This is a genomic window from Paraburkholderia megapolitana (assembly GCF_007556815.1).
Classification (GTDB): Bacteria; Pseudomonadota; Gammaproteobacteria; order Burkholderiales; family Burkholderiaceae; genus Paraburkholderia; species Paraburkholderia megapolitana.
In genome coordinates this window covers 2359324-2378029 of the sequence record NZ_CP041743.1, presented here as the reverse complement: position 1 = coordinate 2378029, position 18706 = coordinate 2359324, and the positions used below count along the sequence as shown (strand labels likewise).

Genomic DNA, 18706 nt, shown 5'->3' with positions numbered 1-18706 from the left:
CGCGCGGTGTAACGCGCGCCCTGTCCTCAACCGTCAGCCCGCGCGCCACACATCGCGCAGAATCGCGAGTCCTTCGCGAATCCCCGCTTCGTCCACCCCGCCGTACCCGAAACCGATCCCGCTGCGCGCACTGCTCCCCGCGTAATACGCGCCGAGCGATTCGAGTCGCACGCCCTTGTCGCGCACGCGTTTCAGCATTCGCTCGATCTCGTGCGGCTCCACATTCGCGAACGCCGCCAGATGCAAACCGGCATCGGACGCAATCGGCTCGAGCGAGCCGGCGAAATCGCGCTGCAGACACTCCAGCAGCACGCGTCGCCGCGTCCCGTAGATCTCGCGCATCTTGCGCACGTGGCGCGCCAGATGCCCTTCGGCGATGAACGCCGCGAGCGTATCCTGCGGCAGCACTGCCGGATGCCATTCCGCGTGCTGCCTGAGCGAGACCAGCGGTCCCTGCGCCCACGCCGGCGCCACGACATAGCCGAGCCGCAGCGCCGGGAACAGGCTCTTCGAGAACGTTCCGACGTAGAACACCGAGGCCGTGCGGTCGAGTGTCTGTAGCGCGTCGAGCGGCCGGGCGCCGAGACGGAATTCGCCGTCGTAGTCGTCTTCGACGATCACGGCGCCGTGTGTCTGGGCAAACTCGAGCAGCGCGGTGCGGCGACGCATCGACATCGCCGTGCCGAGCGGAAACTGGTGCGACGGAGTGACACAGATGATTCGGGCATCGGCGGGTAAGAGATCGACGATGAGCCCCTCCTCATCGACTGGGACCGGCACTACGCGCGCACCAGCCAATGCGAACGCGGCGCGCATCGGCGGATAACCCGGGTCCTCGACGGCGACTGTCGTGCGGCCGTGCGTTACCAGAATCCGTGCGAGCAGGTCGAAGGCCTGTTGCGCACCGGCCGTGACGATCACGTCGTCCGCCCTGCAGGCCACCGCGCGCGCAAACGCGACGTGCGCCGCGATCGCTTCGCGCAGCGCGCCACGGCCCTGGGCATCCGAATAGATGGCAGGCGCTTTGGCTAGCGCCCGGATGGCCCGGCTCGACAGTCGCTGCCAGATATCGAAGCGGAAAAACGCCTGCTCCGGGACGCCGAACTGGAAATCGCGTGGCGCGGACGCCGGCATCGGCACATACGGCGCCGGCGCCGCGCGCCAGTACGCGTTCAGCCGCGGGTCGCCGGGCCGCGGACCGTCCGGTTGCGCGACCAGCTGCGATTGTGGCTGCGCAGACGTCCGGACAGGCGGCTGCGGCAGCACCTGGGCCACGTAGGTGCCGGCCTTGCGACGCGTCACCAGATAACCCTCGCTGAGCAGCAGGTCGTAGGCGGCGATCGCCGTATTGCGCGATACACCGCACGCTTCGGCAAACGCCCGCGTGGCCGGCAGGCGCAGACCCGGCTTCAACCGGCCGTCCAGAATCGCCGTACGCAGCTGCCGGTGCAGTTCGCGCAGCAGATTGCGGGAATCGCGCGGCGGCAGTTCCAGCGGGAATTCGAAGGGGGAAGACAGCATTGAGGAAGACACGGTCGCCGTCGATTCTGGTTCCATAAAATTCCTCATTTATGGTGCTTTATACGTACCAGAAGAATGCCTATTCTGCGTCTATGGCGCAAGCTTTCCTGTTCCTCTTGAACCCTGCTCGATGCGAGGTTGCTCATGATCGATCTGTACTTTTCCCCGACGCCGAACGGCCTCAAAGTCCGGCTTTTCCTCGAAGAAACGGGCTTGCCGTATCGCATCGTTCCGGTGAGTCTGAGCAAAGGCGAGCAGTTCGCGCCGGCCTTTCTCGCCATCTCGCCGAACAACAAGATTCCCGCGATCGTCGACCACGCGCCCACAGCCGGAACCGCACCCGCTGCCGGCGAACCGCTGCCGGTCTTCGAGTCCGGCGCGATCCTGCTGTATCTCGCGGAAAAGTCGGGGCGCCTGCTCGGTTCATCGGCGGCGGAAAGGGTCGAGATCCTGCAATGGCTGTTCTGGCAGATGGCGGGGCTCGGCCCGATGGCCGGCCAGAGCGGCTACTTCCGCGTCTACGCGAACGAACGCGTGCAGTTCGCGATCGACCGCTACACGAAGGAAACCGCGCGGCTTTACCGCGTGCTCGATACGCGCCTTGCCGGTCGCGCGTTCATTGCCGGCGATAACTACTCGATCGCCGATATCGCGTGCTACCCGTGGATCGTGCCGCACGAACCGCACGGCCAGGACCTGCGCGATTTTCCGAACCTGCAGCGCTGGTACGAATCGATCCGTACCCGCCCCGCCACGCAGCGCGTGTACGAAGGCGTCGCCGATGTTTATACGCAACCGGGCAAGCCTGTGCAGCAAGCTGCCGTTGCTGGCCGGAGTTGAGCCTGTCGCACCCGGCCTGCCGCACCAAAACCACCCGCAGCTGAAATCCAGATACCAGGGAGCATTGCCATGAAACGGTCCGATCTCGCTATGCTGATTTCGCTCGCCGCGCTATGGGGCGCGTCGTATCTGTTCATCCGCATGGGCGCGGGCCAGTTCGGCGCCGTGCCGCTCGCCGGCGCACGCGCCGCGCTCGCCGCGTTGATGCTGACCCCGCTGCTCGCGCTGCGCGGCGCAGGCGGCCTTCGTGAGCTGCGTATGCACTGGAAGCCGATCGCGCTCGTCGGCATCACGAATTCGGCGCTGCCTTTCGTGCTTTTCAGTTTCGCCGCGCTGACGCTGCCCGCCGGGCTCTCATCGATATTTACCGCAGCGACGCCGCTCTTCACCGCGGTGATCGCGTGGCTCTGGTTGAACGAGAAGTTGAGCAGCATGCGCGTCGCCGGTCTGGCTGTGGGCTTTGCCGGCGTGTTGTGGCTGGTGTGGGACAAGACGGCCCTCGCCGCACACGGTGGTGCTATCGACGTACACGCCGTCTCGCATACCGCGGTGCACGCAACAGCGCTCGCGATTGCCGCGTGTCTCGCGGCCACCCTGCTCTATGGTTTCTCTGCGAACTTCAGCAAGCGCCGTCTTGGCGGTGTCTCGCCGCTCGCGGTGGCGACCGGCAGCCAGATCGTATCGGCGATCGTGCTTGCAGTGCCCGCTGTTTCTTTGTGGCCAGCAACTGCGCCGGCGCCGCACGCGTGGGCCGCGCTGTTCGCGCTCGCGCTTGCTTGCACCGCATTTGCCTACGTGCTGTTTTTCCGGTTGATCGCCAGTGTTGGGCCGTCGCGCGCGATGACGGCGCTGTTCCTGATTCCCGCGTTCGGAGTGCTGTGGGGCGCGCTCTTTCTCGGCGAGACCTTCACGATGGCGATGGCGATCGGTTGTGGTGTGATACTCGCGGGTACGGCCTTGACTACTGGCGTACTGCGTCTGCCGTCGAGGCGCGAGGCGCCGGTGGTGCGCACCGCAGCCGTGGTATGCCGCGATCGGTCAGCATGTCCGGCAACGGGATCGTGAGTGAAGTCTCGCGTCTGCAAATGCAACGCCAGACAGCGGATGCACACACCGTGGCATGCCGCGCTCAACCAGCGTGGCCCGCAACAGGATCGTGAGCGAAGTCACGAGTAGTGGAAGTATCGGCAGGATCGTGAGCGCGCCGGGCGCGCGTTCGCGCTTCGCCGACCACGCGTGCCAGCGTCGCGGCACTCATCCTCGCTGCGATATCGCGCACGTAGTCGTGATGCCGCGTATCGAGCGGCGCATGCAGATGCTCCGCCTGCAAATAGCGGATCAACGCAATCCGCCGATGACCCAACGCCATACTTTGTTCAAGCAGTGTGATCGCGGCCTGCGCATCGCCGGCATCGTATGCGCGCCTGACGAGTTCGGAGGTGTGGGCGCGCGGCATGGTCGATGGACTGTGCCTGGGCGCCGCGCCGCTCAGCTCGCCACGCCCGGCGCAGCGGCACGGGCTAACCACGCGTCGTAGTCGGCGCGGGTCCAGTCGAGTTCGACGCCGATACGACGCGTGCCCTCGCGGATCTTCGGCTTGTGCAACGCCAGCGTCAGTGCATCGAGCGCGGGCCACTCGCCGAACGACAGCACGGCAAGTTCGACGGCCAGCGTTTCCAGCGTTCTGGTGTGCGGCTTCGTCGACAGAAACGCCGTTACGCGCTCGCAATACTGCTCGTAGTCGATCAGTCCGTGCGCGCCGGTTTCCGACGGCTCGCAGCGATAGACGAGGCTCGCGTCGAGTACGATCGGCTGGGCCGCAGCGTGCTCGTGCGGATGGATACCGATGCGCGTCGCGACGCTCAGTTCGTCGACGAACACGCGCCAGCCGCGCCCCTGTCTCGCTACCAAAGGCGCGGCAAACGCGGCGACCGGTGCGTCGAATGGCTTCATGACATGAGCGGCTCGGCCGCGTCGAGCATGATGCGCACGAAGTAGTCGGCAAAACTGCGGCGCACGACCAGTTCATACGTGGTATCGGCCACCGGAATCAGCACGATCGATGCCTTGAAGTAGTGGCTCTGCGCACACTGCCCCGGTGCGAACACGCGTGGATGCAGATCGAGCGGACAACCGCGTGCAATCACATCACTCACCTTCTCGCCGCTAATCTCCAGCACCGTATACCCGCTGCCGATATCGACCGCCGCGGCGAACTGCCCTGCCAGCGCCGCCGTGAGCTTGCCTTCGAGCGTCGCCGCCTGTTGCTGCTGCGAACGCACGAGCCACTCGTCCGGGCCGAGCCACAGCACGTCGTAGCCGTTGCCGCGCACGACGGTATTCGGTTTGACGGGCAGCCGGCAGCCCGTGACGCTTTCCACTGCGTTGAGGAACGCGGCATCGTTTGCATCGCCGCGCAGATTCACGAGATCGCGAAACGGCCGCTCTTCGAGCCGGAACTTCTTTGCGGCGCCCGCCTGATGCGCCTTCAACAGATCGCCGACTCCGACGAGCGGCGACTCCGCCTGCACGATCGCCGACGCAGTGCCCGGTACATTGCTTCTGGTTTCATTCCACATGTTGACGGACTCCTTCGGTGTCGTAGAAAACCGGGCTCGCGATCTTCGCTGCGATCTGCTTGCCGCTCGCGAGCGGAATCGTCACGCTCTCGCCCATCTTGTCGAGGCCGCCCTTCACGACTGCCAGTGCAATCGAACGCTTCAGGATCGGGCTGTAGTAGCTCGACGTCACGTGCCCGAGCATCGGCGCGGTAGCGCCCTGGAACGGCCCGGCGACGATCTGGCTGCCCTCCGGAATCACGTATTGCGCGTCGTCGGCAAGCAGACCGACGAGTTGCTTGCGGCCCGCCTTCGCGGTATCGGAACGCGCGAGCGAACGCCGGCCGAGAAAGTCCTTCGACTTCGCAACGAGCCCGCCCATGCCGAGATCGTGCGGCGTGATCGACCCATCGGTGTCCTGCCCGACGATGATGTAGCCCTTCTCCGCGCGCAGCACGTGCATCGTTTCCGTGCCGTACGGCGTGATGTCGAATTCAGCGCCCGCGGCCATCAACGCTTCCCACACCGCACGGCCGAGATTGGCCGGCACATTCACTTCATAGGCCAGTTCGCCCGAGAAGCTGATGCGCATCACGCGTGCGGCCACACCCGCCACTGTGCCTTCGCGATACGTCATGAACGGGAACGCGGCGTTGGCGAAGTCGATGTCGCTGCACACTTTCTGCAGGACCTTGCGGCTCTTCGGCCCGACCACGGCGAACGTCGCCCAGTGATCGGTGACCGATGCGAGCCGCACTTTCAGGCTCGGCCATTCGGTCTGCAGCCAGCGTTCGAGCCAGGTCAGCACGCGCGCCGCGCCGCCTGTCGTCGTGGTCATCATGTAGTGCTGGTCGGCGAGACGCACGGTCACGCCGTCGTCGAACACCATGCCGTTTTCGTCGAGCATCAGGCCGTAACGGCACTTGCCGACTTCGAGCTTGCTCCACGGATTCGTGTAGACCCAGTTCAGCAGTTGCGCCGCATCCGGGCCTTGAATGTCGATCTTGCCGAGCGTCGATGCATCGAGAATGCCGACGCTGTTGCGCACCGCGAGGCACTCGCGCGCCACCGCTGCATGTAGGTCCTCGCCCGCCTGCGGGTAGTACCACGGACGCTTCCAGTTGCCCACGTCCTCGAAGGCCGCACCATGTTCGACGTGCCATTCGTGGATGCAGGTCTTGCGAATCGGATCGAGCAGGTCGCCCAGTTCGCGGCCGGCAAATGTGCCGAACGTAACCGGCGTGTAGTTCGGCCGGAACGTCGTCGTGCCGGTTTCGGGAATCGTCTTGCCGAGCGCGTCGGCGAGAATTCCCATCCCGTTGATGTTGCCTAGCTTGCCCTGATCGGTGCCGAAGCCCATCGCCGTGTAACGCTTGACGTGTTCGACGGATTCGAAGCCTTCGCGCGCTGCGAGCAGGATATCGGCGGCCGAGACGTCGTTCTGGAAATCGACGAACTGCTTCGGACCGCGCGGCGCCGCCTCGCGACTACCGACGAGCCACAGCGGCAACAACGGTGCCTCGGCGATGTCCGCCGCCTGCGGGGCCTGCGGACGCGGTGCATCGAAGCCCGTTGCCTTCGCGGCCTCTACACCCGCATCGACGGCGAACCGCAACCCGCGCGCGAGACTGAATTCTCCGGCCGCGGCGCCGATACTCGATTCGGCCTGCGCGGCCTTGCCCGGTACGAAGCACGCCTTGTCGTCGTTCCAGTGCGCCTTGCCGCCCGACTGTGCGAACAGATGCAGTACGGGGCTCCAGCCACCCGACATCGCGAGCAGATCGCACGGCACATCGGCTTCGCGTGCGCCGACCTTGCCGTTCTCATAAGCGGCGACTTCCACCGACGCAACCCGCAGCTTGCCCTGCGCCGCCGTCACGACCTTACCGTTGAGCACTTTCACGCCATGCCGGCGCGCCGCGGCGGGCAACGCGCCGTTGCCCTGCTGGCGCGGATCGATCACGGTCACGTTCGCGCCGCACGCCTTCAGGTCGAGCGCGCACTGATAGCCATCGTCGTTGTTGGTGAACACCACCGCCGTGCGGCCCGGCAACACGCCGTAGCGATGCACGTAGGTCGATACCGCCGATGCGAGCATCACACCCGGCAGATCGTTGTTGCCGAACACGATCGGACGTTCGTGCGCACCGGTCGCGAGAATCACGCGCTTTGCGCGGATCTTCCACAGCAGTTCGCGCGAACCCTTGCGCATCGATACCGGCAGATGATCGGTCAAACGCTGCGTCACGGTGACGAGGTTGTGATCCTGATATCCGAACGCGGTACTGCGGCTCAGTATCTTCACATCGGGCAGACGTGACAGTTCCGCCTCGATTTTCTCGACCCATTGCAGCGCGGAACGTCCATCGATTTCCGCGCGGCACGACAACAGGCTGCCACCCAGTTCGCGCTGATCGTCGACGAGAATCACGCGTGCACCGGCGATACCGGCCGCATGTGCTGCGGCGAGACCCGTCGGGCCACCGCCCACGACCAAGACGTCGCAATGCGCATAGCACTTGTCGTAGCGATCGGCATCGAGCGTATCGGGCGCCTTGCCAAGACCCGCTGCTTCGCGAATCTTCTCTTCGTACTTCGGCCACCATTTGCGCGGCCACATAAACGTCTTGTAGTAGAAGCCCGCAGGCAAAAAGCGCGAAAACTTCTGGTTGATCGCCATGCGGTCGTGCTCGAGGCTCGGCTCCGCGTTCACGCTAGTCGCGACGAGCCCCTGATACAGCTCGACCTCGGTGGCACGTGCATTGGGCACCGTGTAGGCGCCGCGCTCGAGCTGAACCACTGCATTCGGTTCCTCGACACCCGCGGTCACGATGCCGCGCGGCCGGTGATACTTGAAGCTACGCGCAACGAAGTGCACGCCGTTCGCAAGCAGCGCGGACGCCAGCGTATCGCCCTGAAAACCCTGATATGTGCGGCCGTTGAACGTGAAAGTCAGCGGAATCGCGCGGTTGATGCGCCCACCGGCGCCGAGGCGGTCTTTCTGGCTCATCAGGAATTGCCCTCGCTGGGGGTGCTGGCCGGCGTCGGCCGGTCGAAGGTTTCATAGCCCTGGAACGCATACGACACGGTGTCGCGTGTCGCCATGAACCAGCGGCGGCAACCCTGTGTGTGCAGCCATTGCTCGCGATGCACGCCGCGCGGATTCTTGCGCATGAACAGGTAGTCGCCCCACTGTTTGTCGGTCAGGGCATCGGTATCGAGCGGACGGGCAATATCGGCCTCGCCGCCGCAGGAAAATTCGGATTCGGCGCGCGGTCCGCACCACGGGCATTCGATCAGCAACATGTGGTTATCTCCGTTGTGCGTGGGGTTAGTGCGCGACTGCGGCCGCGCCGTGTTCGTCGATCAGGTGACCGGTGTAGAAGCGATCGAGCGAGAACGGCGCGTTCAGCGGATGCGGCTCGTCCTTCGCGATCGTGTGTGCGAACACCCAGCCCGAGCCCGGCGTCGCCTTGAAGCCGCCGGTGCCCCAGCCGCAGTTGAAATAGAGGCCCTTCACATCGGTCTTGCTGATGATCGGGCACGCATCCGGCGACACATCGACGATGCCGCCCCACTGCCGGTTCATGCGCACGCGCGAGAACACCGGGAACATTTCGACGATGGCCTGCAGCGTGCCTTCGATGATGTTGAAGCTGCCGCGCTGGCCAAAGCCCGTGTACTGGTCGACGCCCGCGCCGATCACGAGATCGCCCTTGTCGGACTGGCTGATGTAGGCATGCACCGCGTTCGACATGATCACCGTGTTGACGACCGGCTTGATCGGCTCGGACACCAGCGCCTGTAGCGGATGGCTTTCGAGCGGCAGCCGGATGCCGGCCATATCGGCAAGCGTCGACGTGTTGCCAGCCGCGACAACCGCGACCTTCTTCGCCTTGATAAAACCCTTCACCGTATCGACACCGATCACCGCGCCGCCCTCGCGGCGAATCCCGGTGACCTGGCAGTTCTGGATGATGTCGACGCCGTGTTGATCGGCACCGCGCGCAAAACCCCACGCAACCGCATCGTGACGCGCGACACCCGCGCGCCGCTGGATCGATGCACCGAGCACCGGGTAGCGGCTATTCAGATTGATGGTCGGCTCGATCGCCTTGATCTGCTCGGGCGTGAGGAATTCGGCATCGACACCGTTGAGCCGGTTCGCGTTCACGCGACGCTCGGTGTCGCGCACGTCCTGCAGCGTGTGCGCGAGATTCATCACGCCGCGCTGGCTGAACATCACGTTGTAGTTAAGGTCCTGCGAGAGCCCTTCCCACAGCTTCATCGCCTTCTCGTACAGCGCCGCCGATTCGTCCCACAGGTAGTTCGAACGCACGATCGTCGTATTGCGCGCCGTATTGCCGCCGCCGATCCAGCCTTTCTCGAGAATCGCAATGTTGCGCACGCCGTGCTCTTTCGCGAGGTAATACGCCGTGGCGAGCCCATGCCCGCCGCCGCCGACGATCACCACGTCGTATTCGCGTTTCGGCTCGGGGCTCCTCCACTGACGCTCCCAGTTCTCGTGATACGACAACCCGTTGCGAAACAGACTGAATATCGAATAGCGGCTCATGTGACGGGTTCCTTGCTGATTGCTTTTCTGATGATCGGTTGGTTCAACATTCGGCTCAACTTTCAACTCAACATTCGATGACGTTCACGGCCAGGCCGCCGCGTGACGTTTCCTTGTATTTGGTTTTCATATCGGCGCCGGTTTCGCGCATCGTCTTGATCACGTTGTCGAGCGACACGTAGTGCTGGCCGTCGCCCTTCAGCGCCATCCGCGATGCGTTCAGCGCCTTGATCGCGCCCATCGCATTGCGCTCGATGCAGGGAATCTGCACGAGGCCGCCGACCGGGTCGCAGGTCATGCCGAGGTTGTGTTCCATGCCGATTTCGGCGGCGTTCTCCACCTGGGTCGGGGTGCCGCCCATCACCGCTGCAAGCGCCGCCGCAGCCATCGAACACGCGACGCCGACCTCGCCCTGGCAGCCCACTTCGGCACCGGAGATCGATGCGGTTTCCTTGTAGATGATGCCGATCGCGGCTGCGGTGAGCAGGAAATCGACGATGCCGGCGTCGTTCGAACCGGGCACGAACTTGACGTAGTAATGCAGCACCGCGGGAATCACGCCCGCCGCGCCGTTGGTCGGCGCGGTGACGACGCGGCCGCCCGCGGCGTTTTCCTCGTTGACGGCCATCGCGTAGAGGTTGACCCAGTCGAGCATCGACAGTGGATCGCGCAACGATTCTTCGGAGCGCTCGCGCAGTTGTGTGGACAGATCGGCGGCACGGCGCTTCACGCGCATCGGACCGGGCAACTCGCCGCGCTCCTTGCAGCCGCGCTCGACGCAGGCCGCCATCGTGCGCCAGATGGCGAGTAGACCATCGCGCACCTCCTGTTCGGAACGGGACGCGCACTCGTTGCGCAACGTAACCTCGGCAATCGACAGCCCGCTGTCGCGACACACGCGCATCAGGTCGTCGCCGGTACGAAACGGATACGGCACCTCGCCGCCCGCTCGCACACCGTTCACGCGATCACCCTCGCGATTGACGACGAAACCGCCGCCCACCGAGTAATACTCTTTCTCGACCAGCAACTGGTCGTTCTCGTCGAAGGCCTGGAAGCGCATACCGTTCGGGTGCACGACGCCGGTACCGGCCATCAGCTTGCGGTAGAACGACAGATGCTCGCGCTCGTCGAACTGCACCGCTTGCTGGCCGAGCAGCCGCAGCGACTTCTGCGCACGGATCTCGGCAAGACGCGGCGCGATCATATCGGGGTCGATCGTATCGGGCAGATGGCCTTCGAGCCCGAGCAGCACCGCCTTGTCGGTGCCGTGGCCCTTGCCGGTTGCGCCGAGCGACCCATACAGCTCGATCTTGACGCGCCGCACAAAGCCGAGCAGATTGGCGTCCTCGACGTGCGAAGCGAAGCGGCACGCCGCGATCATCGGGCCGACCGTGTGCGAACTCGACGGTCCGATGCCGATCTTGAACAGATCGAAGACGCTGACGTTCATGGGGAGCTGCCTCGCGAATGGGGGCGGAAATCGGCGCGGCGCGCGTTTCTCCAGGATGGCGCCAGTACACCAAAGCGTAAAATCCGCCGATAGAACAAAAACGGCATCGACGTGGGACGGCGACGCCACGACGGGGTTGCCGGCCCGTGCCGTTCGTTTCTGCGATGGTTCACGGCGGAAAAGCGCAAGTCGCGGCGCACCCGATCGGCGACGCTAGGACCATCGCGCCGCCCCAGCAGCTCGCCCGATACCACAGCAGGCCCAGCTTCACGATGAAAACCGCAGAACCGTTACCACTCACCTCCATCGACGGCGCGCCGAAAGAGCGCATCCGCTTCGGCATCGTGTTGCTGCCGAACTTCACGCTGACCGCGTTTTCGGGCTTCGTCGACATGCTGCGGCTGTCCGCCGACGAAGGCGATTACAGCAAACCCGTGCGCTGCTCGTGGAGCGTGATCGGCGATACGCTGGCGCCCGTGCGCGCGAGTTGCGGCATCCAGATCACACCGTGGGAAACCTTCGCGAGCGCCGAGCCGTTCGATTACGTGGTCGTCGTGGGCGGCCTGCTGCACTCGGGGCCGCAGGCCAGCGACGAAACCCTGCAGTTCATTCGCGAAGCCGCGCGCACCAGTGCGACGCTGGTCGGTATCTGCACCGGCGTGTTCGCGCTGATGCGCGCCGGCGTGCTCGACGCGCACCGGATCTGCGTGAGCTGGTTTCACTACTGGGACTTCGTCGAACGCTTTCCGGCCGTGAATTCCGACCTGCTGATCGCTGACCGGTTGTTCGTGATCGACCGGCGGCGCATTACGTGTTCGGGCGGTCGTGCGTCGATCGACGTCGCCGCTGCGATCCTGCTCAGGCATTTCGAGCACGCAACCGTGCAGAAGGCGCTGCGCATCCTGCTGGTCGGCGAAATGCAAAAAGGCAATGCGCCGCAACCGCATCCGCCGGGGCTCGAACCGGCCACGCATCCTAAAGTTAAGCGCGCGATCCTGTTGATGGAACAGCACGTCGGACGTTCGCTGCCGCTCGAAGAACTCGCCTGCAAGCTCGACCTGTCGCCGCGGCAGCTCGAGCGTCTCTTCAAGGCAGAGACCGGCAAAAGCCCGCAGGTCTTCGCCAAACAGGTGCGGCTGCGCACCGCGGCCTGGCTGCTGACCAGTTCGGATCGCACCGTGGCCGATATCGCCTCGAGTTGCGGTTTCTCGGATGCCTCGCACCTGGGACGCGAATTCCGCAAGCAATTTGGCGTGCCGCCGGTGATGTTTCGCGAGCAACGCGGCGCGGCCCCTGCCGACGATGCGGCGGCGATCAATGAAACGTTTCCGGGGCGGGTGGACGTCTACTAGCGTCGTTTCTTCGTTGACGACCGGTTCTGGACCATCAGGAATGTTCATTCCTGGTTCTTTTGTGTGACCCGGTACAGAACCACAATATGCACATCGGTTCTGCCTCCCCGCGCGTCACTCACTGGATGAACAAGCTATCGTGGACCTCGCCATCATCCGATGCCTGTGCGTTGTCCTCCTCACCATGACACTCTCCCATACCGTTGCCGCGAATCCGCCCGGGAAGATCGGCTATCTCGGGCCGGCCGGCTCGTGGACACATCAGGCCTGTCTGGATCTCTATGGCCCAGATGAACTGGTTCCACTGGACCGGGAAGCACTGTTTTCGGCGTACGCATCCGGGAAGATCGAGCGCGCGTGTGTGCCCGTAACGACCTCCGCCGTCGGCATCACGCCCTATCTGGATGCCGTACTCGATTTACCCGACGTACAGGTCGTCGCGGAGTACCCGAAGATGCTCGGCTACAGCCTGCTCGCGCGCCCTGGAACCCGCCGGGAAGATATCCGGCAGGTCTACGCGCACCCGGTCGCATTTGAAGAGGTGAAGCCCTGGCTCGACAGGGAAATGCCGACCGTCACGCGCGTGGCGGCAACTAGCGGCGGCGCTGCGGCACAGACCGTCGCACAGAGCGACACGCACGACAGCGCATCCTTCGGTCCGAAAATCGGCGGCACGATTTACGGTCTGGTGTCGCTTGCCGATGGCATCGAACAGGGACCGCAGAACGTGACCCGGTGGTGGGTACTCGGTAAAACCATGCCGGCGCCGACGGGCCACGACAAGACCTCCCTGCTCGTGGAAGTCGCCGACGCGCAACTGTCCGGTCTGCTGTCGTCATTTGCCGCGGCGGGAATCCAGGTACTGACGATATACGAACGGCCAAGCAAAAAAACCCTCGACACCCATCGCTATCTGATCGAGGTCGCGGGCCACGCTCACGAGGGCGCGCTCAAAACGTACCTGCCCGAACACAAGGACATTCGCGTCCTCGGCTCCTATGTCCGAAGGTACTGACAAGGCGTGTCCCCATGACAGAAAGCACTCAGTTCGCCCGACTGGCGAACTTCGGCCTCGATGGATCGTGCGCAGGCCCACATGCGTCACGCACCGACGCACAGGGACCGCGTATGAAAAAGCACGAGACGCTAACAACCGAGACGTGGCACATGGACGATGCCACGGCCGGCACGTGGATACGCGCTGCGCATCTTGGGCGCCGTAAAAGGTACGGCAAAGGCGCGACGATCTACCGGCAAGGCGACCAGGGGTCCACGTTCTACTTCCTGCTGTCCGGCCGCGTCCAGGTGTCCATTTTTCAGAACGACGGCGCCGAATTCATTCTCGAGGTCATGGGATGCTGGTCGATGTTCGGTGAAAGCCCCGCAGTAGACGGCTATCCGCGCATCGCCACGGCAATCACCGTCGAAGACTCGGAGCTGCTCGAATTCGACATCGGGGTCATCACAGCGGCCATACCCTCAAACCCGGAGCTTGCGATTTCGTTGCTACGCGTCATCGCGCTCAAACAGCGCATCCTCGCATCGCGCATTCAGTACCTGGCGCTCCCCAAGCCGGAAATGCGCATTGGCGAACTGTTGGGACGACTGTCGGATCTGTACGGAGAACAGCACGACGGGCGCACCCTCATCACGATTTCCCTCACACACGAGCAGATCGCGGCGATGACAGGAGCGACACGCGTGACCGTTACGCGTGCGCTGAAACGATTGTCGGAAGTCGGCGCCGTCGAGATCAAACAGCGCCGCATCTGGGTGCTCGATCCGTCGAAACTTCTCGGCTGATTTCGTAAACGCCTATACAGACTTGCATCCCGCTCGTCCGTAGAGTCCGGTACATCGGCAGTCCTGCCGTGTGCCCTCTACGCTACGAGAAGGAAAAGTCATGAGCAGAATAGAACGATTGCGCCTCCCCGAAGACGACGCGACTTTCGGCAGCAACCGTGTGTTCGATCTCTTCCAGTATGCGCCGGCCGTCACGGCCAACGGCCTCGTGTTTATCGCCGGACAGATCGGCCTGCGCGCCGACGGTTCGATCCCCGAGTCGCCCAAAGAACAGATCGATGTGGCCTTCAGGCGGATCGAAGCGATCCTCAAGCATCTGCATCTGGATTTCACGGACATCGTCGAACTCGTGTCCTATCACGTCGATATCGGCTCGCAGCTGGCGGATTTTCGTGCGGTGAAAGAGCAGTACATCCGCGCGGATTTCCCGGCATGGACGATTCTCGGTGTTGCGGCATTGGCGCGTCCGGAACTCATCGTCGAAATCAAGGTGGTCGCGGCAACGCGCGACGCTTGAGGCTTAACGCGCACTTAAGCGTTGCTGCAAATCAGGAACCGGATATGACCACCCAGGTTAAAACAGATGGATTCGCTTTCGTCGAATTCGTCTCGCCACGCCCCATTGAACTCATCGAGTTGTTCGAACGTCTCGGCTTTCGCCTTCGCGGCCGCTCGGCACACGACATGGTCTTGATGACGCAAGGCTCGGCCGCGTTCATCGTGAACGGGAATCGCAATGCGTTCCAGCAACAGCATGGAGCGTCCGTGCGGGCAATCGGCATTCGCGTCGACGATGCGCATGTCGCACTGGAACAGGCGCTGGCCGGCGGTGCACGCGTTGCATCGCCGGAACGCGAAGGCGCATTCGTCATGGACACGCCCACGATTCTAGGCATCGGCGATAGCCTCGTGTACTTCGTCGACAGCGATTTTCGTGCGGCGTTTCACCTGCCGGTCGAACCGCGCGACGTACCAGCCGGCGACGCAAACATCGTCGCGGTCGATCACACGTCGAACATCGTGCGTCCCGACAATCTCGATCGCTGGGCAGACTTCTATCGCGACAACTTCGGATTCATCGAGAAGCAATATCTCGATGTCAAGGGTGACAGGTCGGGTATGCGCGCGCGATCGATGGTCAGTCCATGCGGGCGCGTGTCGATTCCCGTTGCGGCAGCGGCGCACGACAAACCCGGCGTACTCAACCAGAACGACGAGTTCATTCGCGACTACGGCGGCGAAGGAATCCAGCACATCGCACTGCTGACCTCCGATATCGAAGACACGATCGACAAGCTCACCCACGCCGGGATCGAATTCATGGCGGCACCTTCACAGACCTACTACGGCGGTATCGATGCACGTCTACCGGCGCATGGGCTCGACGTGAATCGTCTCGCCGGTCGAGGCATTCTCGTCGACGGCACTGGGTCGCAACGTATCCTTCTGCAACGATTCACCCGACGTCAGATCGGGCCCGTGTTCTTCGAAATCATCGAACGGCGTGGCGAGGACGGCTTCGGTGAAGGCAATTTCAAGGCGTTGTTCGAATCGCAGGAGAAGGATCAGCAGGAACGGGGTTCGCTGCAGTCATAGTCGCTACGCGGCGAGCGGACGCTGGTCAATATGTCCGAGCAGCGAGGTCACGCCTCGCAGCGTGTTTCGCTGATGCCATTGAAGCGCGTCCAGATTGGTCAGGCGCAGGTCGGGGAGCCTTCGCAGGATCGTTCCCAATGCCGTCTCGAGCTCGAACATGGCTAGACGCGCGCCGAGACAATAGTGGATTCCGCCAGAGAACACGAGCGGTGCATTCGCGCTCTCCGGTCGTTCGATAAGCAACGTGTCCGGCTGATCGAATTGCATGGGGTCGCGATTCGTCGCGCCAAGCGACAACAGGACGATCGTTCCTTTCGGGACGGCTACGCCGTGGATGTCGGTATCTTCAAGTGCCACGCGTTGCACGATCTGTACGGAGCTGTCGTAGCGCATGCATTCGTTGATCGCTTGCGTCAGGAGTTCTGGACGGGCTCGTAGTTTTTCGAGCTGGTCGGGATGCTTGTGTAGCGCGATCAGTGCGTTGCCGATCATGTTCGAGGTCGTTTCATGACCTGCGGCGAAAATGAAGATGACGTTCCAGATGATTTCGTTTTCGCTGAATGTCTCGCCGTTGTCGTTTATCGACAGCATTGTCGATATCAGGTCGGTGCCTGGGTGCGATCGGCGGGTTGCGATGATGTCTTTGAAATAGTGTTCGAGGTTTTCTAGCGCGGTGTTGGCTGCTGCTATCTGCTCTGGGCTGAGGGGGGCCGCTTCGAGGGTCTGGGCTAACCGGCCGACGTTCGCACCTAGCGTCGGAGCGTGATCCAGCGGCACATCCATTATTTTGCAGATAATCCTGATGGGCATCGGCGCAGCGAATTCCGACACGAGATCGATTGGACGGTTTGCCTCCAGTGCGTCGATCAATTCGTCTGCCGTCGACTGCGAGATATCTCGCAGCAGATCGATTTGCCTTGAATTGAAGGCTTTCATGAGCAGCGCCCGCAGTCGTGTGTGTGCGGGGGGATTCATCATCAACAGCATTTTTGAAAGCGCCTGGAAAGCTGGCTGACTTACTCCAGCTTCGCCGTAGCGCGTACGGACGGCTTCCAGATAGCTTTTCCCCATCTTTCGATCAGCCAGCACGGTCCGGGCGATGTCGGCATGCCCGGTTATTAGCGTTCGGGGCGCAATAGGAACAAGATTGCCGGCTTGCCGAAGGAGTTGATAAACCGGATAGGGATCGCGGTAGAAATCGGGGGAGGCGAGATCGGTATAGTTCATGAAAGTAAGGTTGGCAGACGCCGCTGCACTTCCAGCCGGCGCGTTTCGTTATTTCCACTTGGCGATCTTAGTTAGCTTCGCCAGCCTTTTCCTTCTCTTGCAAAGGCGACTGGAATGTGTACGAGTTATCCGCGGCTCGACTGCACATTCGGGTCGTTCCAACCGGGGAGGCCGAAGGCGACGCAAATCTCCTCGGCTACCGTATCGGCTGACTGGTCTACTTCGACGCGGACGAAGTGATACCCATCGTTTATCCCGACACTGCTCAGTATCTCGCGCGCCTCTGGCTCTGTAGCAAAAGCAAAGGCGTCACGAATGCCGGAGGGATTGGTCTTCGACCAGAACGGCGTACCGGAGAGAGTTCCGAGGTAGACACCGCGCGTATCCGATACGGCGACATAGACGACCTTCTTGCCATCGAGAGTCGGAAGCAAGCCGCGCTCGGCCGCGTAACGTGCTGCGTCCCTGACGTTCCTGGTGCGAGCTTTCGCTACTACCTCGGGAAATACTCGCTTCAGAACATCCCGTTCACTGATATCGAGTGCCGACGCGATGTCCTTCGCGGTGTTACCGGATGCGACGGCCTTGAGTACCCGAAGATCGCGAGCGTTGAAATTGCGATCATTAAGATCCTGCGCGCGTCGGGCCGCCAACTGCCAGTCGAATATTTCAGCGCCGAGGCCACGAAGAAAAACCGTATTTTCCTGGAAGGGGCGCTCCCCACCGTCGGCCGGAAGTGTGGGCGAGGTAATGTAAAACATCCCGAAATCATTCGTCCCCGGACGATGTGTAGGAAACCCGGCCCAACTGCATAATCCACAACCCCGGGCAGTAACACCCATGTCACGCCAGCTACCCGTCAAGTTGTCCAGCAAGCCTATGGAGGAGCTATAGATAGGCGTGTTGGACGCAGCCGCGTGAGTCAGGAAAGGATCGATTGCAAACCACCGCTTTTCTACGAACATCTGCAGGAATCCGTTGTCGCCCGAGGCGAGCACCCGATACGTGCGCGGTTGACGTGTCTGCGGGTCGGAAGTCACATAAATTACACCGAATGCATTAGCCCCAAACGGGCTAATCATTCCCAGGATCGTGCGACATAGCTTCGCTTCCGAAGTAATACCGGCCAATGTCTGAATTTGATCCGTCACCGGGTCACCCCGGTCAGTCGGGCGGGACCGGAATCGGCCAGTCAGAAATTCTGTGCCGCGCATGCTTAGATGGATGTCCGGATCATGCGAAACCAGATCTTCAATTCGAAGCGCGGTGTCCGCATATACGACCGTAAAGCTTATTTCACCTTCCCGCCCAGCTCCAATAAGCGTTTCGCGCTCGACAACCACGTCGGCATCTTGCTCAAAGATGCGTAACCTGTTTTCGTAGTCGTGCCCCGTAGATACAAACATCTTTACCAAACGCTTTACTTCCGAACCCATACCCCCTCCATCCGCACTGCTATCGCCTCAGTCATGCTCGCCTAGACTCGTACCAATCCGGAAAGCGGCACCTAGCCTCTTTCCTTGCTATGTCGCCCCTCGTTTCTTCACAACGACATGCGAAGCAACGCCAATTTGCGACCTCGAACAAATATGCTTATTGCATACTCCTTCGCAGGAAAAGATTTCTTACTAGCTTCGATAAAAATCCATTTCCCTATTTAACTGCGTTCGATTGAGAGAGTCCGCTGTGATCTTACTCTCCCGATAAATATTGCGTGTGGCAGTTGGGAAGACAGGGGAATAATCAAATGCCTTTGGGAATCGCGGCGGACAATCTATTC

Annotated in this window: 16 protein-coding genes and 1 pseudogene; 7 read left to right on the top strand and 10 right to left on the bottom strand. The window is 62.4% G+C overall.

The window, feature by feature from the left end:
- Positions 1 to 33 precede the first annotated feature (33 nt).
- A complete protein-coding gene (gene pdxR, locus FNZ07_RS10120; RefSeq protein ID WP_091017952.1) occupies positions 34 to 1521 on the bottom strand; it encodes a MocR-like pyridoxine biosynthesis transcription factor PdxR in 1488 nt (495 codons plus the stop codon).
- Positions 1522 to 1665: 144 nt separating this feature from the next.
- Between pdxR and FNZ07_RS10115 the strand changes: the two genes are divergently transcribed.
- Complete coding sequence (locus tag FNZ07_RS10115; RefSeq protein ID WP_091017950.1) at positions 1666 to 2361, top strand: glutathione binding-like protein; 696 nt, start codon at positions 1666 to 1668, stop codon at positions 2359 to 2361.
- 69 nt (positions 2362 to 2430) lie between these two features.
- A complete protein-coding gene (locus FNZ07_RS10110; RefSeq protein WP_091017947.1) occupies positions 2431 to 3426 on the top strand; it encodes a DMT family transporter in 996 nt (331 codons plus the stop codon).
- 139 nt (positions 3427 to 3565) lie between these two features.
- Here the strand turns inward: FNZ07_RS10110 and FNZ07_RS10105 are convergent.
- The 7 genes and pseudogenes from FNZ07_RS10105 to FNZ07_RS10075 form a co-directional block, all read right to left on the bottom strand.
- Positions 3566 to 3817, bottom strand: a pseudogene (locus FNZ07_RS10105) (hypothetical protein); the annotation flags it as partial.
- Positions 3818 to 3849: 32 nt separating this feature from the next.
- Entirely contained in the window at positions 3850 to 4314 is a 465-nt protein-coding gene (locus FNZ07_RS10100; protein ID WP_091017945.1) for a dihydroneopterin aldolase, read from the bottom strand.
- The gene (locus FNZ07_RS10095; RefSeq protein ID WP_091017942.1) at positions 4311 to 4940 is read right to left on the bottom strand and encodes a sarcosine oxidase subunit gamma; all 630 of its coding nucleotides are present in this window, start codon (positions 4938 to 4940) and stop codon (positions 4311 to 4313) included. The genes FNZ07_RS10100 and FNZ07_RS10095 overlap by 4 nt, the downstream gene beginning before the upstream one ends.
- Positions 4930 to 7929 (bottom strand): sarcosine oxidase subunit alpha family protein, encoded by a 3000-nt coding sequence (locus tag FNZ07_RS10090; RefSeq protein WP_091017940.1) that lies wholly within the window; start codon positions 7927 to 7929, stop codon positions 4930 to 4932. Before FNZ07_RS10090 ends, FNZ07_RS10095 begins: the two co-directional genes overlap by 11 nt.
- Positions 7929 to 8225, bottom strand: a complete 297-nt coding sequence (locus FNZ07_RS10085; protein ID WP_091017937.1) for a sarcosine oxidase subunit delta — start codon at positions 8223 to 8225, stop codon at positions 7929 to 7931. Before FNZ07_RS10085 ends, FNZ07_RS10090 begins: the two co-directional genes overlap by 1 nt.
- Before the next feature lie 25 nt (positions 8226 to 8250).
- Positions 8251 to 9495 (bottom strand): sarcosine oxidase subunit beta family protein, encoded by a 1245-nt coding sequence (locus FNZ07_RS10080; protein ID WP_091017935.1) that lies wholly within the window; start codon positions 9493 to 9495, stop codon positions 8251 to 8253.
- Between the two features lie 67 nt (positions 9496 to 9562).
- Entirely contained in the window at positions 9563 to 10948 is a 1386-nt protein-coding gene (locus tag FNZ07_RS10075; protein ID WP_091017933.1) for an L-serine ammonia-lyase, read from the bottom strand.
- A 272-nt stretch (positions 10949 to 11220) separates the two neighbouring features.
- Between FNZ07_RS10075 and FNZ07_RS10070 the strand changes: the two genes are divergently transcribed.
- From FNZ07_RS10070 to FNZ07_RS10050, 5 genes are all read left to right on the top strand, one after another.
- Positions 11221 to 12300, top strand: coding sequence for a GlxA family transcriptional regulator (locus FNZ07_RS10070; protein WP_091018214.1), 1080 nt, complete (start codon positions 11221 to 11223; stop codon positions 12298 to 12300).
- 184 nt (positions 12301 to 12484) lie between these two features.
- On the top strand, positions 12485 to 13315 hold the full coding sequence (locus tag FNZ07_RS10065) for a prephenate dehydratase (RefSeq protein ID WP_091017931.1): 831 nt from the start codon (positions 12485 to 12487) through the stop codon (positions 13313 to 13315).
- A 14-nt stretch (positions 13316 to 13329) separates the two neighbouring features.
- Positions 13330 to 14103: a Crp/Fnr family transcriptional regulator gene (locus FNZ07_RS10060; RefSeq protein ID WP_091017928.1), complete on the top strand. Its 774-nt coding sequence runs from the start codon at positions 13330 to 13332 to the stop codon at positions 14101 to 14103.
- A 100-nt stretch (positions 14104 to 14203) separates the two neighbouring features.
- A complete protein-coding gene (locus tag FNZ07_RS10055) occupies positions 14204 to 14620 on the top strand; it encodes a RidA family protein (protein ID WP_091017926.1) in 417 nt (138 codons plus the stop codon).
- Between the two features lie 44 nt (positions 14621 to 14664).
- Positions 14665 to 15699 (top strand): 4-hydroxyphenylpyruvate dioxygenase family protein, encoded by a 1035-nt coding sequence (locus FNZ07_RS10050; RefSeq protein ID WP_091017923.1) that lies wholly within the window; start codon positions 14665 to 14667, stop codon positions 15697 to 15699.
- 3 nt (positions 15700 to 15702) lie between these two features.
- Here FNZ07_RS10050 and FNZ07_RS10045 read toward each other — a convergent pair whose 3' ends face one another.
- Together FNZ07_RS10045 and FNZ07_RS10040 are read right to left on the bottom strand one after the other, a co-directional pair.
- Positions 15703 to 16926 carry a cytochrome P450 gene (locus FNZ07_RS10045; protein WP_091017920.1) on the bottom strand — a complete coding sequence of 408 codons (1224 nt, stop codon included), beginning with the start codon at positions 16924 to 16926 and terminating at the stop codon, positions 15703 to 15705.
- A gap of 125 nt (positions 16927 to 17051) precedes the next feature.
- Positions 17052 to 18362: an autoinducer binding domain-containing protein gene (locus FNZ07_RS10040; RefSeq protein ID WP_091017918.1), complete on the bottom strand. Its 1311-nt coding sequence runs from the start codon at positions 18360 to 18362 to the stop codon at positions 17052 to 17054.
- Positions 18363 to 18706: the final 344 nt, after the last annotated feature.

What these genes read in the sequence shown, in the direction of transcription:
- FNZ07_RS10040 (WP_091017918.1), bottom strand. Translation starts at nt 18,362, where the DNA reads ATGGGTTCGGAAGTAAAGCGTTTGGTAAAGATGTTTGTATCTACGGGG.
- FNZ07_RS10100 (WP_091017945.1), bottom strand. Translation starts at nt 4,314, where the DNA reads ATGAAGCCATTCGACGCACCGGTCGCCGCGTTTGCCGCGCCTTTGGTA.
- FNZ07_RS10085 (WP_091017937.1), bottom strand. Translation starts at nt 8,225, where the DNA reads ATGTTGCTGATCGAATGCCCGTGGTGCGGACCGCGCGCCGAATCCGAA.
- FNZ07_RS10055 (WP_091017926.1), top strand. Translation starts at nt 14,204, where the DNA reads ATGAGCAGAATAGAACGATTGCGCCTCCCCGAAGACGACGCGACTTTC.
- FNZ07_RS10075 (WP_091017933.1), bottom strand. Translation starts at nt 10,948, where the DNA reads ATGAACGTCAGCGTCTTCGATCTGTTCAAGATCGGCATCGGACCGTCG.
- FNZ07_RS10095 (WP_091017942.1), bottom strand. Translation starts at nt 4,940, where the DNA reads ATGTGGAATGAAACCAGAAGCAATGTACCGGGCACTGCGTCGGCGATC.
- FNZ07_RS10045 (WP_091017920.1), bottom strand. Translation starts at nt 16,926, where the DNA reads ATGAACTATACCGATCTCGCCTCCCCCGATTTCTACCGCGATCCCTAT.
- FNZ07_RS10090 (WP_091017940.1), bottom strand. Translation starts at nt 7,929, where the DNA reads ATGAGCCAGAAAGACCGCCTCGGCGCCGGTGGGCGCATCAACCGCGCG.
- FNZ07_RS10060 (WP_091017928.1), top strand. Translation starts at nt 13,330, where the DNA reads ATGACAGAAAGCACTCAGTTCGCCCGACTGGCGAACTTCGGCCTCGAT.
- FNZ07_RS10110 (WP_091017947.1), top strand. Translation starts at nt 2,431, where the DNA reads ATGAAACGGTCCGATCTCGCTATGCTGATTTCGCTCGCCGCGCTATGG.
- FNZ07_RS10050 (WP_091017923.1), top strand. Translation starts at nt 14,665, where the DNA reads ATGACCACCCAGGTTAAAACAGATGGATTCGCTTTCGTCGAATTCGTC.
- FNZ07_RS10115 (WP_091017950.1), top strand. Translation starts at nt 1,666, where the DNA reads ATGATCGATCTGTACTTTTCCCCGACGCCGAACGGCCTCAAAGTCCGG.
- FNZ07_RS10065 (WP_091017931.1), top strand. Translation starts at nt 12,485, where the DNA reads ATGACACTCTCCCATACCGTTGCCGCGAATCCGCCCGGGAAGATCGGC.
- FNZ07_RS10080 (WP_091017935.1), bottom strand. Translation starts at nt 9,495, where the DNA reads ATGAGCCGCTATTCGATATTCAGTCTGTTTCGCAACGGGTTGTCGTAT.
- FNZ07_RS10070 (WP_091018214.1), top strand. Translation starts at nt 11,221, where the DNA reads ATGAAAACCGCAGAACCGTTACCACTCACCTCCATCGACGGCGCGCCG.
- pdxR (WP_091017952.1), bottom strand. Translation starts at nt 1,521, where the DNA reads ATGCTGTCTTCCCCCTTCGAATTCCCGCTGGAACTGCCGCCGCGCGAT.